This window comes from Pseudomonas sp. KBN10P06128 (genome assembly GCF_037574945.1).
In the GTDB taxonomy this organism is placed as follows: Bacteria; Pseudomonadota; Gammaproteobacteria; order Pseudomonadales; family Pseudomonadaceae; genus Pseudomonas; species Pseudomonas aeruginosa.
In genome coordinates this window covers 2,414,905-2,428,916 of the sequence record NZ_JBBELR010000001.1, presented here as the reverse complement: position 1 = coordinate 2,428,916, position 14,012 = coordinate 2,414,905, and the positions used below count along the sequence as shown (strand labels likewise).

The 14,012-nt window shown below is 70.8% G+C and carries 12 protein-coding genes, 1 pseudogene and 1 riboswitch; of the genes and pseudogenes, 6 read left to right on the top strand and 7 right to left on the bottom strand.

Annotated elements, in window-relative coordinates:
* Window position 1 precedes the first annotated feature (1 nt).
* The 4 genes from VQ065_RS11570 to VQ065_RS11555 form a co-directional block, all read right to left on the bottom strand.
* On the bottom strand, window positions 2-1,309 hold the full coding sequence (locus VQ065_RS11570; protein WP_003086772.1) for a cobyrinate a,c-diamide synthase: 1,308 nt from the start codon (window positions 1,307-1,309) through the stop codon (window positions 2-4).
* 31 nt (window positions 1,310-1,340) lie between these two features.
* Window positions 1,341-1,952, bottom strand: a complete 612-nt coding sequence (gene cobO / locus VQ065_RS11565; protein ID WP_003086769.1) for a cob(I)yrinic acid a,c-diamide adenosyltransferase — start codon at window positions 1,950-1,952, stop codon at window positions 1,341-1,343.
* A 63-nt stretch (window positions 1,953-2,015) separates the two neighbouring features.
* Window positions 2,016-3,854 carry a TonB-dependent vitamin B12 receptor gene (btuB, locus tag VQ065_RS11560; RefSeq protein WP_340080403.1) on the bottom strand — a complete coding sequence of 613 codons (1,839 nt, stop codon included), beginning with the start codon at window positions 3,852-3,854 and terminating at the stop codon, window positions 2,016-2,018.
* 96 nt (window positions 3,855-3,950) lie between these two features.
* Window positions 3,951-4,158: riboswitch (cobalamin riboswitch) on the bottom strand.
* 47 nt (window positions 4,159-4,205) lie between these two features.
* Window positions 4,206-6,245: an FUSC family protein gene (locus tag VQ065_RS11555; protein WP_031629990.1), complete on the bottom strand. Its 2,040-nt coding sequence runs from the start codon at window positions 6,243-6,245 to the stop codon at window positions 4,206-4,208.
* 300 nt (window positions 6,246-6,545) lie between these two features.
* Here VQ065_RS11555 and VQ065_RS11550 point away from each other — a divergent pair, with 300 nt between their 5' ends.
* From VQ065_RS11550 to VQ065_RS11530, 5 genes are all read left to right on the top strand, one after another.
* A complete protein-coding gene (locus VQ065_RS11550; protein ID WP_003086767.1) occupies window positions 6,546-7,214 on the top strand; it encodes a GntR family transcriptional regulator in 669 nt (222 codons plus the stop codon).
* Between the two features lie 116 nt (window positions 7,215-7,330).
* Complete coding sequence (locus tag VQ065_RS11545; RefSeq protein WP_003086765.1) at window positions 7,331-8,275, top strand: 4-hydroxyproline epimerase; 945 nt, start codon at window positions 7,331-7,333, stop codon at window positions 8,273-8,275.
* Window positions 8,272-9,387, top strand: coding sequence for a D-hydroxyproline dehydrogenase subunit beta LhpB (gene lhpB / locus VQ065_RS11540; protein ID WP_014603679.1), 1,116 nt, complete (start codon window positions 8,272-8,274; stop codon window positions 9,385-9,387). Before VQ065_RS11545 ends, lhpB begins: the two co-directional genes overlap by 4 nt.
* Window positions 9,384-9,620 (top strand): (2Fe-2S)-binding protein, encoded by a 237-nt coding sequence (locus tag VQ065_RS11535; protein WP_014603678.1) that lies wholly within the window; start codon window positions 9,384-9,386, stop codon window positions 9,618-9,620. The genes lhpB and VQ065_RS11535 overlap by 4 nt, the downstream gene beginning before the upstream one ends.
* Window positions 9,617-10,870 carry an NAD(P)/FAD-dependent oxidoreductase gene (locus tag VQ065_RS11530; RefSeq protein ID WP_014603677.1) on the top strand — a complete coding sequence of 418 codons (1,254 nt, stop codon included), beginning with the start codon at window positions 9,617-9,619 and terminating at the stop codon, window positions 10,868-10,870. The genes VQ065_RS11535 and VQ065_RS11530 overlap by 4 nt, the downstream gene beginning before the upstream one ends.
* On the opposite strand, the gene VQ065_RS11525 is transcribed toward VQ065_RS11530, so the two are convergent.
* On the bottom strand, window positions 10,867-11,769 hold the full coding sequence (locus VQ065_RS11525) for a DMT family transporter (protein ID WP_003114958.1): 903 nt from the start codon (window positions 11,767-11,769) through the stop codon (window positions 10,867-10,869). The two genes, VQ065_RS11530 and VQ065_RS11525, sit on opposite strands and share 4 nt — an antisense overlap.
* Before the next feature lie 99 nt (window positions 11,770-11,868).
* Between VQ065_RS11525 and VQ065_RS11520 the strand changes: the two genes are divergently transcribed.
* Window positions 11,869-12,735, top strand: coding sequence for a LysR family transcriptional regulator (locus VQ065_RS11520; protein WP_003082572.1), 867 nt, complete (start codon window positions 11,869-11,871; stop codon window positions 12,733-12,735).
* A 137-nt stretch (window positions 12,736-12,872) separates the two neighbouring features.
* Here the strand turns inward: VQ065_RS11520 and VQ065_RS11515 are convergent.
* Window positions 12,873-12,995: pseudogene (locus VQ065_RS11515) on the bottom strand (helix-turn-helix domain-containing protein); the annotation flags it as partial.
* A 36-nt stretch (window positions 12,996-13,031) separates the two neighbouring features.
* Entirely contained in the window at window positions 13,032-13,976 is a 945-nt protein-coding gene (locus tag VQ065_RS11510; protein WP_023657621.1) for a helix-turn-helix transcriptional regulator, read from the bottom strand.
* Window positions 13,977-14,012 lie beyond the last annotated feature (36 nt).

Below are 14,012 nucleotides of genomic sequence, written 5' to 3'. Positions count from 1 at the left end.
GTCAGTCGGCGTCTCGCGCGGGCGCCAGCAACGCGGCGGCGGCCTGCGGGTTGGAAGGCAGGTAGAAATGGATATAGGAAGCCGTCAGCCGGCCAAGACGGAACACCGCCTCCGCCGTGTTCCGGCCGTTCGGGCAGACGCCACGGGCCAGAGGCTCGACGGCGCAGTCGAGGGTCGAGTGATGGAAGGTATGCCCGCGCAGCCGCCCTTCCGGCAGCTCGACCTCCTGCAAGGCCAGGGCGGTCAGGCGCTTCTGCAGGCGCGCCCGGCCCGGCAGCAGGCCGAGCAGTTCGCCGCGCTCGCCGTCGGCGTCTTCCAGGCAGTCGAGCAGGTAGAGCATGCCGCCGCACTCGGCCAGCAGCGGCTTGCCGGCGGCATGGTGGGCTCGGATCGCCTCGGCCATGGCGCGATTGCCCTGCAGGCGCCCCAGGTGCAGTTCGGGATAGCCGCCCGGCAGGTACAGGCTGTCCACGGCGGGCAACGCCTGGTCCTGCAGCGGCGAGAAGAACGCCAGTTCGGCGCCGAGTTCGCGCAGCAGGTCGAGATTGGCCTGGTAGAGGAAGGCGAACGAGGCGTCGCGGGCCACGCCGATGCGCACGCCTTCCAGGCTACGTTGCAGCGGCGCCGGAGCGGGCACCTCGAAGGTCACCGGCTCCGGCAGGTCGGTCTCGGCGCTGGCCCGCAAGGCGTCGGCGGCGGCGTCCAGGCGCACATCGAGATCGGCCAGTTCCTCGGCCTGGACCAGGCCCAGGTGGCGGCTCGGCAATTCGAATTCGGCCGAGCGCGGCAGACCGCCGAACCAGCGCATGCCGGGCGGCAGGCAATCGCGCAGGATGTCGCTGTGGCGCTGGCTGCCGACGCGGTTGCCGAGCACTCCGGAAAACGGCAGGTCCGGCTGGAAATGCGCCAGTCCGTAGGCCAGGGCGCCGAAGGTCTGGGCCATCGCCGCGCCGTTGATCACCCCCAGCACCGGCACGCCGAAACGCCGCGCCAGGTCTGCCGCCGAGGGGTTGCCATCGAACAGGCCCATCACCCCTTCGATGAGGATCAGGTCGGCCTCGCCGGCGGCCCGCGCCAGCAGGCGTCGCGCTTCGGCCTCGCCGACCATCCACAGGTCGAGCTGGTAGACCGGCGCGCCGGAGGCGCGAGCGAGAATCATCGGGTCGAGGAAGTCCGGTCCGCACTTGAACACCCGCACCCGTCGCCCCTGGCGCGCATGCAGGCGGGCCAGAGCGGCGGTGACGGTGGTCTTGCCCTGGCCGGAGGCCGGGGCGGCGATCAGCAGGGCCGGACAGCGTGCCTGGGTCATGGGCGAAGCGTCTCCGCGCATGGCGCGGGCATCAGAACTCCACTCCTTTCTGCGCCTTGATCCCGGCCTTGAACGCGTGCTTGACCAGGCTCATCTCGGTCACCGTGTCGGCGGCCTCGATCATCCCCGGCTGCGCGCCGCGACCGGTCACCACCACATGCTGCATGGCCGGGCGCGCCTGGATGTCGGCGAGGACCCTGTCCAGTTCCAGGTAGCCGTGCTTGAGGGCGATGTTCAGTTCGTCCAGCACCACCAGGCCAACGTCCGGGTCGGCCAGCAATTGCGCGGCGACCTTCCAGGCCGCCTCGGCCTTGGCGATGTCGCGCTGGCGGTCCTGGGTCTCCCAGGTGAAGCCCTCGCCCATCACGTGATAGCTGACTTCCTCGGGGAAGCGCCGGAAGAAGGCTTCCTCGCCGGTGCTGGCGGCGCCCTTGATGAACTGCACGACACCGACCTTCATGCCATGGCCCAGGGCCCGCGCGACCATGCCGAAGGCCGAGCTGCTCTTGCCCTTGCCGTTGCCGCTATGCACCAGGAGCACGCCGCGTTCGTCGCGGGCCTGGGCGATCTTCTCGTCGACCACGGCCTTCTTGCGCTCCATCCGCTCGCGGTGGCGCTGGTCCTTCTCGGGGGATTCGTTCATCGTCGATCACTCCTTGCGGCGACGCGGCCGCGCCGTCGCCTCGTTCATTCGAAATACCCGGCCTCACAGGGCCTGGTAGCGCACGCTGAGGTAGACCGCCTGGCCAGGCTGGTTGTAGCCATACGCGGTTTCGTAGTCGGCACCGAACAGGTTGGCGATCCGGCCCTGCAGGCGCCATTCGTCGTTCAGCCGGTACTCGCTGCGCAGGTCGAGGGTGGCGTAGCCGCCCAGGCGCACCTCGTTGACCGGGTCATCATAGCGTCGGCCTTCGGCGTGCACGCTGGCGCCCAGCGAAAGACGCTCGAAGCGCCGGTCCAGTTCCAGGTTGAACATCCGCTGCGCCCGGCGCGGCAGTTCGTTGCCGTCGTTGACGCCGCCGGAACGGTTTTGCGGGTCGAGGAAGGTCGCGTTGGCGTTCCAGTCCCAGCCCAGCCACTGGCTGCCGAGGACCAGTTCGACGCCACGGATGCGCGCTTCGTCGATGTTGAACGGCACATAAAGCCCCTGACGGGTTGTATAGGTGATCAGCGAGTCGATGTCCGTACGATAGGCATTCACCGCCCAGTGCCCCCAGTCGTGCGTACCGCTGAGACCGACCTCCAGGCTGCGCGAAGTCTCGGCGTCCAGGTCGGGATTGCCGTAGTCGGGGAGGTAGAGTTCGTTGAAGGTCGGCGCCTTGAACGCCGTACCGTAGCTGACGGTGAAGCGCAGCGCGTCGCTCAGCGCGTAGCCCCAGGCGGCGCTGCCGGTGTCGTGCACGCCGAACTGCTGGTTGTCGTCACGGCGCAGGCTCAGTTGCCAATCCTGGCGACCGTACCGGCCGAGGTACTGGGCGAACCAGCCTTTGTTCAGCCGCGAGTCGACGCTGAAGGCTTCGCTGCTGCTGATCTCGTCCTTCTGCCAGTCGTAGCCGAGGGCCAGCACATGGCCTTCGGCCAGGGTCAGGTCGTTCTGCCAGGACAGGCTGTCGCGACGGGTATCGAAGCGCGAGTAGAAACGGCCATCCTGATAGGCATCGGCCTTGTCCTCGCTGCGCCCGGCCTGGAGGGTCACCAGCCAGGGATCGAGCGGAGTGAAGCGGGCACGGCCGCCGACCAGGTTCTGCTCGCCGTCGGCGTTGGTATTGAAACCAGAGTTGCCGAAAACCTGGTCATAGTCGTTGTGCGACTTGGCCCTGAGCAGCGTGCCGTCGAGTTCCAGGCCATTGTCGAAGCGATAGCCGCCGCGCAGGTTACCGGACAGGTTGCGATAGCCATCGCGGTCTGGTTCGTAGCTCGAGGTGCCTGCGCGCTTGGCGTTGATGCCCGCCGTATCGAAGCTGCTCACCCCGAGGCTGTACCAACCGTTGCCAGCGCCGCCGCTGACCCCGGCGCTGCCCTCCAGGGTGTGATGGGTGCCGTAGCCGGCGGAGAAGAACGGCTTGGCGCCCTGGCCGTCGCCGCGCCGGGTGAAGATCTGGATCACCCCGCCGATGGCCTCCGAGCCGTACAGGCTGGAACGCGGCCCGCGGACCACCTCGATGCGCTCGATCAGCTCCACCGGCAAGTCCTGGAACGCGGTGAGGCCGGCGCTGGCCGAGCCGACCTTGATGCCGTCGATCAGCACCAGCACATGGTCGGACTCGGTGCCGCGCAGGAACAGCGTGGTGTTCTTGCCGAAACCGCCGTTGTTCGCCAGCGACACGCCGGGTACCTGGCGCAACAGCTCCGGCACGCTGCGCGCCTGGCTGCGCTCGATATCCTCGCGGTCGATGACGCTCACCGCCGCCAGGCTCTGGGAAGCGGTCTGGGCGGTACGGGTGGCGGTCACCACCTGGTCGGCAAGGCTGACCGGTTCGGCCAGGCTCAGGGAAGACGCGCCGCACAGCGCCACGGCTGCCGGGGTCAGGAAAACTCTGTTCATGCTCTGCGCTGCTCCGTCGCTCTCACCCGCGCGACCTGGGTTGAGGCAGACGGAGGACGAAGCGACGGCAGGAGACGTCCGACAGCGCCCTCCGCGATGCCGTGGGTGCGTCAGGCCGGTCTCCGGGCTCGCGAGCGAAGCGCTGGACGCTTCCAGCCGCGCCTTCCCATGCCGGAGCACAGTGGTCATCGAGCGGCTGTCTGATTCGCCTACCGTTGCGGGGGCAGCGCTGGCCTGGTTCCGACGGAACGCACCAGCTTCCCTGTTTCACCCCTTGCGGGGCACCTGTCGCAAGGCGCGCAGCTTAGTGGTTCGGGGCTTGCGCGGTCAATGTGGCCGGCCACCGCAGAACTAGCGCCCGGCTCCGGGGAGCGGGTCCGCGCGCAGCGCCGTCCCGGCCGGAGCATGGCTGCGGCACCACTGCCGCCAGGTGGCCTGCAACTGCACCAGCGCGGCGCCGGCCAGCTCGCCGCGTTCGCTGCCGGCCAGCGGGCTGGCGGCCAGGGCCTTGAGCAGGCGCGCGGTCGGCGGGTCGAGGGCGTGTTCACGCTCGGCCCGCGGGCCATCGCCCAGCAGCGCCAGGCGCAGACGCCGCAGGTAACGGTCGCGGGCCTGCGCCAGGGACGCCGGGACCTCCTCCAGGCACTGCCGCAGGTAGAGCAGCTCGTCGCCGAAGTCGAGTCCCATCAGGCCGTCCGACCAGGGCTGGCGGCGCCCCTCCGGTAAACGGTCGTAGCGCTGCGCCAGGCGGATCAGGCGATCCGCGGTGCGCCCGCCGAACCAGGCCTCGGCCTGCGCCGGCGAGCGCAGGGTGAGCCGCGCCAGGTCGCCGAGGGTGGCCTGCAGCATGCGCCGGTAATGGCGTTCGCCCGGCCGCAGGCTGACCAGGTTGAACACCAGCACGGCGAAGGCCACCCCAAGCACCGTCGACAGGGCGTTGTTGAGGAAGTGCGCGAGGTCGTAGCTCATGCTGTTGCTCGGCGCGACGTTCTTCACGAAGAAGATGCAGAACGGCGAGGCGATCCCGGCCAGGCTCGCCCGGTTCACGCACAGCGCGGCGAAGAACAGCGGTACGCCCAGGCCCAGGCAGAGCAGCGGGAAGCCGTCCACGCCGGGCAGGTAGAACAGTGCGACGAAGCCGGCCAGCGGGATCGACAGGAGAATCCCGCGAAGGAAGTTCAGGCCGGCCTGGGCCGGGTTGTCGCGGCTGGCGAAGAGACTCAGCACCACGCCGGTGATCGACACCGCGCCCAACCCGCTCGGCCAGGCGCTGGCCAGCCAGAACGCGGCTACGCAGAGGAACGCCAGGGCGCTGCGCAGGCCGAACAGCACGCCGCGCTCGATGTCCCGGTGCCAGGCGATGGCGCCCGGCGCCTGGCGGGTGGGCGCGCCATAGACCAGCGCCTCGACGCTGCGCCCGGCCGCCCTCGCCTCGCCGAGCAGGCGTTCGAGGCAGACCAGGCACAGGTGCAACTGTCCGTGCGCCGCGTCCAGCGCCAGGCGCAAGCGCTGCCGGCAGGCCTCGAACTCGGCCTGGCGGCCCTCGCGCAACAGTGCCTCGAGTTCTTCCAGCCAGGGCTGCAAGGCGTGCGCGCTGGCCGGATCGAGCAGCCTCCGCTCGCGAGCCACCTTGCGCGCCGCGCGCAGCAGGCCGAGCAGGTCGAGGCCAAGCACGCGCAAGGCCTGGGAACGGGCGCGGCCGAGCGCGCCCTCGAACCAGGCGTGGTCGCGCTGGGCGTCCGTCGCGGCGATCCGCCCCAGCGCCGCGAGCAGCTCGCCGCGTTCGTCGGCACCGCGCAGCTCCGCCGCGGCCGCCTGCAAGCCGGCCTCCCAGGCCGCCTTGCCCTGGTTCGCCAACTGGCGTTCCAGGCGCCGCGGCCAGAGCAGTACATTCACCAGCGCCGCGCAGAGGATGCCCAGGCCGATCTCCGAGCAGCGGGCCACCGCCTGGTCGAACACCGTCGCCGGATCGGCGCTGGCCGGCAGGGCGACGATCGCCGCGGTGTAGCCGGCCAGGACGAAACCGTAGGACGCATGGTTGTGCAGCAGCGACGCGCCGGCGGTGCAGAACGCCAGCCAGAGCGCCATCAGCAGGAGGAAGGGCAGCGACGCCTGACCATAGAGCGCGACCATGCCGATGGACACCAGCGCACCGGCGCAGGTGCCGATCAGGCGGAACATGCCCTTGGCCAGGACCATGCCGCTATAGGGCTGGCTGACCACGAACACCGTCATCAATGCCCATTGCGGCTGCTCCAGCTCCAGGCTGAAGGCCAGGTACAGGGCCAACCCGCCGGCCAGCAGGGCCTTCACCGCGAACTGCAGTTCGTGCAGGCGCGGGCACAGCAGCACCTGCACCAGGTCGGAGGAAAAGAAGGAAGGCTTGGCCATCGCGGACGCCCCGAAATACATGAGCGAGCGAATTATTAGCAAGCTAATTTTCTATTGTCCAGCCTCTCCGCGAACTTTCCGGAAGAGCGTTTCGCCCTGCGAAACATGCGCCGCCGCCCGCACCTCTCCTGCGTGGGAGGCATCACGCCAAGAGCGTCCCGCAGCAGCACGGAGGCCCACTGGAGCCAACCAACACGCCTGCGCAGAAGGCGCCAACCGGCAGCGGCAGCCGCCGAGCGTTCGTATACAATATCCCGCACGTTCCCAACGCCACGCAGGTTGCCCCGCTTGCCTCTCTCCATGCTCAACGCCCCTAACCTGGGCATCGCCCCTTCGGCCTCCGAGATCATCGCCAAGCACCTGCGCGAAGCGATCATCGCCGGGCATTTCGCCGAGGACGAACCGATCCGCCAGGACGACATCGCGCAACTCTTCAATGTCAGCAAGATTCCCGTCCGCGAGGCCCTCAAGCGCCTGGAAGCGGAAGGCCTAGTGCTGTTCCAGCGCAACAAGGGCGCGGTGGTGACGCGTATTTCCGAACCGGAACTGGCGCAGATGTTCGAAGTGCGGGTGCTGCTCGAGGCGCAGGCGATCCGCCTGGCGGTGCCGAACATGGACGAGACCACCTTCGCCCGCGCCGAGGCGATCTGCGCCGACTTCGTCGGCGAAGACAACGTCGGCCGCTGGGCCGAACTCAACTGGCAACTGCACGCCTGCCTCTACGAACCGGCACAGCGGCCGTTCCTGGTCAACCTGATCCGCTCCATCCACGACAAGCTGGAACGTTACCTGCGCATGCAGATGAGCCTGTCCGAAGGCAAGCAGCGCGCCGACCAGGAACACCGCGAGATCGTCGCCGCCTGTCGCGCCGGCGATGCTGAACGGGCCGCGGCACTGATCGAGGCACATATCGTCGGGGTCTGCCGGACCCTCTACGAACACCTGCCGAACCGCCCGGCCAGCACCTGAGCCGGGCCATCCCGGCTATGCCGCTTTCGTCATCCGCCTGAGCGAAAACCCTCAAGCGCCCCGCCCCGCCGAAACGCCACCCTGTGGCGCATTCCCCGGCACAGGCGAGGGCCACCATGCAACGCATCCGCATCATCGATTCGCATACCGGCGGCGAGCCCACCCGCCTAGTCATCGGCGGCTTTCCCGATCTCGGCCACGGCGACATGGCCGAGCGCCGGCGCCTGCTCGGCGAGCGCCACGACGCCTGGCGCGCCGCCTGCATCCTCGAACCGCGCGGCAGCGACGTACTGGTCGGCGCCCTGCTCTGCGCACCGGTCGATCCCGAAGCCTGTGCCGGAGTGATCTTCTTCAACAACAGTGGCTACCTCGGCATGTGCGGCCACGGCACCATCGGCCTGGTCGCCTCGCTGGCACACCTCGGGCGGATCGGTCCCGGCGTGCACCGCATCGAGACGCCGGTCGGCGAGGTCGAGGCGACCCTCCACGAGGACGGCTCGGTCAGCGTGCGCAACGTGCCGGCCTACCGCTACCGTCGCCAGGTCAGCGTCGAAGTGCCCGGCATCGGCCGGGTCAGCGGCGACATCGCCTGGGGCGGCAACTGGTTCTTCCTGGTCGCCGGACACGGCCAGCGCATCGCCGGCGACAACCTCGACGCCCTCACCGCCTACACCGTCGCCGTCCAGCAGGCGCTGGAAGACCAGGGCATCCGCGGCGAGGACGGCGGCGCCATCGATCACATCGAACTGTTCGCCGACGACCCCCACGCCGACAGCCGCAACTTCGTGCTCTGCCCCGGCAAGGCCTACGACCGCTCGCCCTGCGGCACCGGCACCAGCGCCAAGCTGGCCTGCCTGGCCGCCGACGGCAAGCTGCTGCCCGGCCAGCCCTGGCGCCAGGCGAGCGTGATCGGCAGCCAGTTCGAGGGGCGTTACGAATGGCTCGACGGCCAGCCCGGCGGGCGTATCGTGCCGACCATCCGCGGCCGCGCCCACGTCAGCGCGGAAGCCACCCTGCTGCTGGCGGACGACGATCCGTTCGCCTGGGGCATCCGCCGGTGAACGCCGAGGTCATCGTGGTCGGCGCCGGCATCGTCGGCAGCGCCTGCGCCCATGAACTGGCGCGTCGCGGCCTCGACGTACTGGTGCTGGACAGCCGCCGCGGCGGTGCCACCGCGGTGGGCATGGGCCATCTGGTGGCGATGGACGACAACCCGGCCGAACTGGCCCTCAGCGACTACTCGATCCAGGGCTGGCGCGCCTGGGCGGCGGATCTGCCGGAAGACTGCGCGTACCGCAATTGCGGCACCCTCTGGCTGGCCGCCGACGCCAGCGAACTCGCCGAGGCCGAACGCAAGCGCCAGGCGCTGCAAGCCGCCGGCGTTGCCTGCCGGATGCTTGGCGCCGCGCGCCTGTACGCCCTCGAACCGGCCCTGCGGCCGGGCCTGGCCGGCGCCCTGGAGGTGTCCGGCGACGGCATCCTCTACGCGCCCAACGCCGCGCGCTGGCTGCTCGACCAGGCCGGGCCGCGCCTGCGCCGGCTGTACGCCGAAGTCAGCGAAGTGGACGGCAGCCGCCTGCGCCTGGCCGACGGCCGCTGGCTGAGCGCCGAGGCGCTGGTGCTGGCCAACGGCATCCATGCCGGCGAGCTGTGCGCGGAGCTGCCGATCCGCCCGAAGAAAGGCCACCTGCTGATCACCGACCGCTATCCCGGCACCCTCCGCCATCAACTGGTGGAACTCGGCTATGTCAGCAGCGCCCACGCCAGCAGCGGTACCTCGGTAGCCTTCAACGCCCAGCCGCGCCCCACCGGGCAGATCTTCCTCGGCTCCTCGCGGCAGTTCGACACGCTCGACCCGCAGGTGGAAGGCCCGGTGCTGGCGCGCATGCTGCGGCGTGCCCTGGACTACCTGCCGGGGCTCGCCGGCCTCAATGCGATCCGTGCCTGGACCGGCTTCCGCGCCGCCACTCCGGACGGCCTGCCGCTGCTCGGCGAGCACCCGGCGCAGCCGGGCCTGTGGCTGGCGGTCGGCCACGAGGGCCTGGGCGTGACCACCGCGCCGGGCAGCGCGCGCCTGCTCGCCGCCCAGTTGTTCGGCGAAACGCCGCCGCTGGATACCACGCCTTATCTGCCGCAACGCTTCCTCTCCAGCTCCGGGAGTGCCCGGCCATGATCGAACTGTTCATCGACCGGCGTCCGCTGCGGGTCGCCGTCGGTACCAGCGTGGCGGCCGCCCTCGCCCTCGGCGGCGACGGCTGCTCCCGCAGCGCGGTCGGCGGCGGGCGGCGCGCGCCGTTCTGCGGCATGGGCGCGTGCCAGGAATGCCGGGTATTGATCGACGGTCGGCGACGCCTGGCCTGCCAGACCGTCTGCCAACCCGGCATGCGCGTGGAGACCCAGGCATGAGCGCCGACTACGACCTGCTGATCGTCGGCGCCGGCCCCGCCGGCCTGGCCGCAGCGCTGGCCGCCGCGCCGAGCGGCGCGCGCATCGCCCTGGTCGACGACAACCCGGCCGCCGGCGGACAGATCTGGCGCGACGGCCCGCGTGCCAGCCTGCCGCCGCGTGCCCATCAGATGCGCCAACGCCTGGCCGGGCACGCCAATGTCGAGCACTTCCCGGCGACCCGGGTGGTCGCCTGCGGTCCCGGCAGGCGCCTGTTGCTGGAAGACCCGCAACGCGGCTGGCAGGTCGGCTACCGACGCCTGGTCCTCTGCACCGGCGCCCGCGAACTGCTGCTGCCGTTTCCCGGCTGGACCCTCCCCGGCGTCACCGGCGCCGGCGGCCTGCAGGCGTTGGCCAAGGGCGGCCTGCCACTGGCCGGCCAGCGCCTGGTGGTGGCTGGCTCCGGCCCGCTGCTGCTGGCCAGCGCCGCCAGCGCCAGCCAGTGCGGGGCGCGCCTGCTGCGCATCGCCGAACAGGCGCCGGCGAGAACCCTGGCCGCCTTCGCCGTACGCCTGCCGCGCTGGCCCGGCAAGCTGTGGCAGGCCGCCGGCCTGTTCGCCCGTAGCTACCGCGCCGACAGCTACGTGCTCGCCGCCCTCGGCGAGGAGCGCCTGGAAGCCGTGCGCCTGCGCGAAGGCGGTCGGGTCCGCGAGATCGCCTGCGAACGCCTGGCCTGCGGCTTCGGCCTGGCGCCCAACGTGCAACTCGGCCAGGCCCTCGGCTATCGCCTCGACGGCCAGGCGCTCGCCGTCGACGAATGGCAGGCCGGCAGCCTGCCCGACCACTACGCCGCCGGCGAATGCACCGGCTTCGGCGGCAGCGAACTGGCCCTGGTGGAAGGCGCCATCGCCGGCCATGCCGCCGTCGACGAGCGCGACGCGGCCCGCCGCCTGTGGCCACGACGGCGACGCTGGCAGGGCTTCGCCGACACCCTGGCGCGACACTTCGCCCTGCGTGCCGAACTGCGTGAACTGGCGGAGGCGGATACCCTGGTCTGCCGTTGCGAAGACGTCCCCTTGGCCGCGCTGGCCGGGCATGCCGGCTGGACCGAGGCCAAGCTGCACAGCCGTTGCGGCATGGGCGCCTGCCAGGGGCGGATATGCGGCAGCGCCGCGCAATTCCTGTTCGGCTGGACACCTCCGGCGCCGCGTCCGCCGTTCAGCCCGGCGCGCCTGGAGACCCTGGCCCGCTGGCAGGGCGACGCCGGCTAGCGACGCTCGGCGCGATACAGCCAGCCGAGGCCGGCCAGCGACAGCAGCAGGCCACCCAGCAGCATGGGTGTCAGCGGCTCGGCGAACATCCAGTGCGCCCATAGCAGGGTCAGCGCCGGGCTCAGGTACAGCGCCGCGCTGCCGCCCTGTGCGGAAAGATGGCGCAGGCCCAGCCAGTACAGGCCGTAGCCGCCGAAGGTGGGCAGCAGCACCAGCCAGGCGAGCCCGAACAGGAATCCGCCAGACAGCGGCGGCCGCAGGCTACCCTCCGCCAGCGCCAGGCCGGCGAACGCCGGCAGCGCGGCGCCGATCTGCACGAACAGCACCACGGCCAGCGATCCCGGCGCATCGTCCCAGCGCTTCTGCAACAGGGTGGCCAGGGCCAGCGCCAGCATGCCCAGCAGCGGCAGGCCGTAGGCCCAGCCCGGCGCCCGCCCCAGCGCCAGCGCCGCATGCCCGGCCCAGAGCACCCCGGCGACGCCCAGGGCGATCCCCGGCCACTGCCCCGGCCGCGTTCGCTGCCCCGGCAGGACCAGCGCCAGCAAGGCCACCAGCAGCGGCAACAGGTCGGCCATCAGCGCCGCCACGCCCGGCGAGACGCCGAGTTCGATGGCCTTGGCGATCGGCGCTATGTAGCCCGCGTAGGCCAACGCCCCGATCAGCGCCTGGCGCCGCCACTGGCGCGCCGACAACCGGCGCAGCCCGGCCCAGGCGAAGGGCAGCAGCAGCGCCAGGCAGACGGCGAAACGCCAGAAGCTGGTGAGGAACACCGGCGCCTGTTCCATGGCATAGCGGTAGCCGACGAAGCCGGAACTCCAGGCCAGTACCATGCCCAGTTGCACGGCCAGCAGGCGGGTCGCCCCGGGCATCGCTCGCGGGGTGCAGGTGGTCGCGCGCATCGCTCGCCTCCGTCGGTCAGGTTCGAGTCGAGGCTAGGCGGCCTCCGCCGCTACTATCAAACGAAACTATCTGCACCAGTCATGCAGGAAATCGGAACCATGAGCGCCAACCTGGATATCGAGCTGCTGCGTACCTTCCATGCCATCCTGCGCTTCGGCCGTTTCCTCGCCGCGGCCAGCCACCTCAACCGCAGCCCCTCGGCGGTGAGCACCCACGTCCGGCGCCTGGAGGAACTGGCCGGCGGCCGGCTGTTCGAGCGCGACAACCAGTCGGTGCGGCTGACCCCGCTGGGGCAGCGGTTCCAGCGCCAGACCGCCGAGCTGCTGGAGACCCACGACCGCGTGCTCGCCGGGTTGCGCAGACGGGAAGAGCCGCTGCGGGTGCGCTTCGGCATTTCCGAGGAATACGCCGGCAAGCTGCTCGGCCGTCTCCTGCCGCGCCTCGGCGCGGAACTGCCGGCGCTGGAGCTGGAGGTGCTCACCGACGCCAGCGGCAGGCTGGCCGGACGCCTGCGGCGCGGCCAGTTGGACCTCGCCCTGCTGGTGCAAGCGCAAGACGAAACCCCGTACGACGGGCACTCCCGCGAGATCGGCGGCACCCAGCCGGTGTGGGTCGCCGGCCACGGCCTGCGGATCGACCCGCAACGCCCGCTGCCGCTGGCCCTGCACGGCCAGGGTTGTCCCTATCGGCAGGCGCTGCTGGAAGCCCTCGGCGCGACGGGCCGGCGCTGGCGCACGGTGGTCAGCAGTCCCGGCGCGGCGGCGCTGGAAGCAGCCATCGAAGGCGGCCTGGCGATCGGCGTGATCGACCGTGCGCGGGTCGGCCCGACGATGCGCGTGCTGGGGCCGGCGGAGGGCTTCGCCGAACTGCCCGCCCACCGCATTCGCCTGGCCTTCGCCCCGGGAGAGCGGCCGCCGGCGCTGGAGCGCCTCGGCGAACTGATCGCCGAGGAGTTCCGGCTCTGAGCCGCTACAGCGCCGGGCGCTAGACCCGCAGGCGGTGGCCGTCTGTCAGTCTCCGGCAGCAGTCGCTCACTGCGCGGCGATGCTTTCCCGTTCACGCCACTCGCGCAGCAACGCCTGGCGCCGGCGCCGCCCTCGATGTGCGCGCCCTGCTGTCGCAGGGTGGCGATATCGCGGTAGAGCGTGCGCAGGCTGATCCCCAGTTCGCCGGCAAGCACATGCCCGGCCACCGGGTAACGATGCCGGCGCAAAATCTGCAGCAGGTCGAGCAGGCGCTGGCTACGGGACAGGGCGCCGACTCACAGTTGCTCCAGGCAGTCGCGAGCGTGGTCGTCGAGGGGGACGAAGACCAGCAGGCGATCGCCGTTCTTCGGCGCCGACCACCAGTTGGTCTGCTGCAGTTCGAATTCGCCGCAGCGCGCATGACGGAAGCGCTTGAGCTGGTTTTCGATGCCCATCACCTCGTTGCGCCGCCAGATCTCGCGGAACTCCGCCGACGCCTCCAGGCAGCGCTGCAACTGCCGCTCCCACAGCGGATCACCCATGCGCTCGACCATTGCCGCGCGGAAGAAGCCGACCATCCGCGGCAACGCCTCCTCGCGGTTGGCCATGCAGTAGCGCCAGCGCTCGTGGGTCAGCGCCAGGTAAATGCAGTTGCGGTCTTCCTCGGGGATCTCCGCCAGGTCGATGCCCACCAGCCGGCAATAGGCGCGGTTGTAGCCGCGGATGTCGAAACGGGCGTTCTGCACCATGGCCGGCAACGGGTCGAGGGCATCGAGGATGGCCTGGGTGGCGGCCGAAGGCTTCTCGCAGACCACCCGCCGCGCCGAGGTCGGCGCGGCCAGCCCGGCGAGGTTGAACAGGTGGTGGGTTTCCGTCTCGTTGCACAGCAGGGCCCGGGCGATGGCTCCGATCACCTGCTCCGAGGCGCGTACCGCGCGGCCCTGCTCCAGCCAGGTGTACCAGGTCACGCCGACCCCGGCGAGCTGCGCCACCTCCTCGCGACGCAGGCCCGGCGTGCGTCGGCGGCCGAGGCGGGAAATGCCGACCCGCTGCGGCTCGATGCTTTCCCGCCGGCGGCGCAGGAAGGCCCCCAGCTGTTCGGCGCGGGACGGCTGCGCGGGGCTTTCCGCAGCGTGGCTGGCAGGGGCGTCGAGGGGCATGGCGAAGTCCTCCGGAGGGCAGACGGGTAGCGCCAATACCAGGATAAGCAAGAACTGGTACCGGGTTAGCCAGAAGCGCATGCTGCCAGCCCACTCCCTTCCGCACAAGGACTCCGC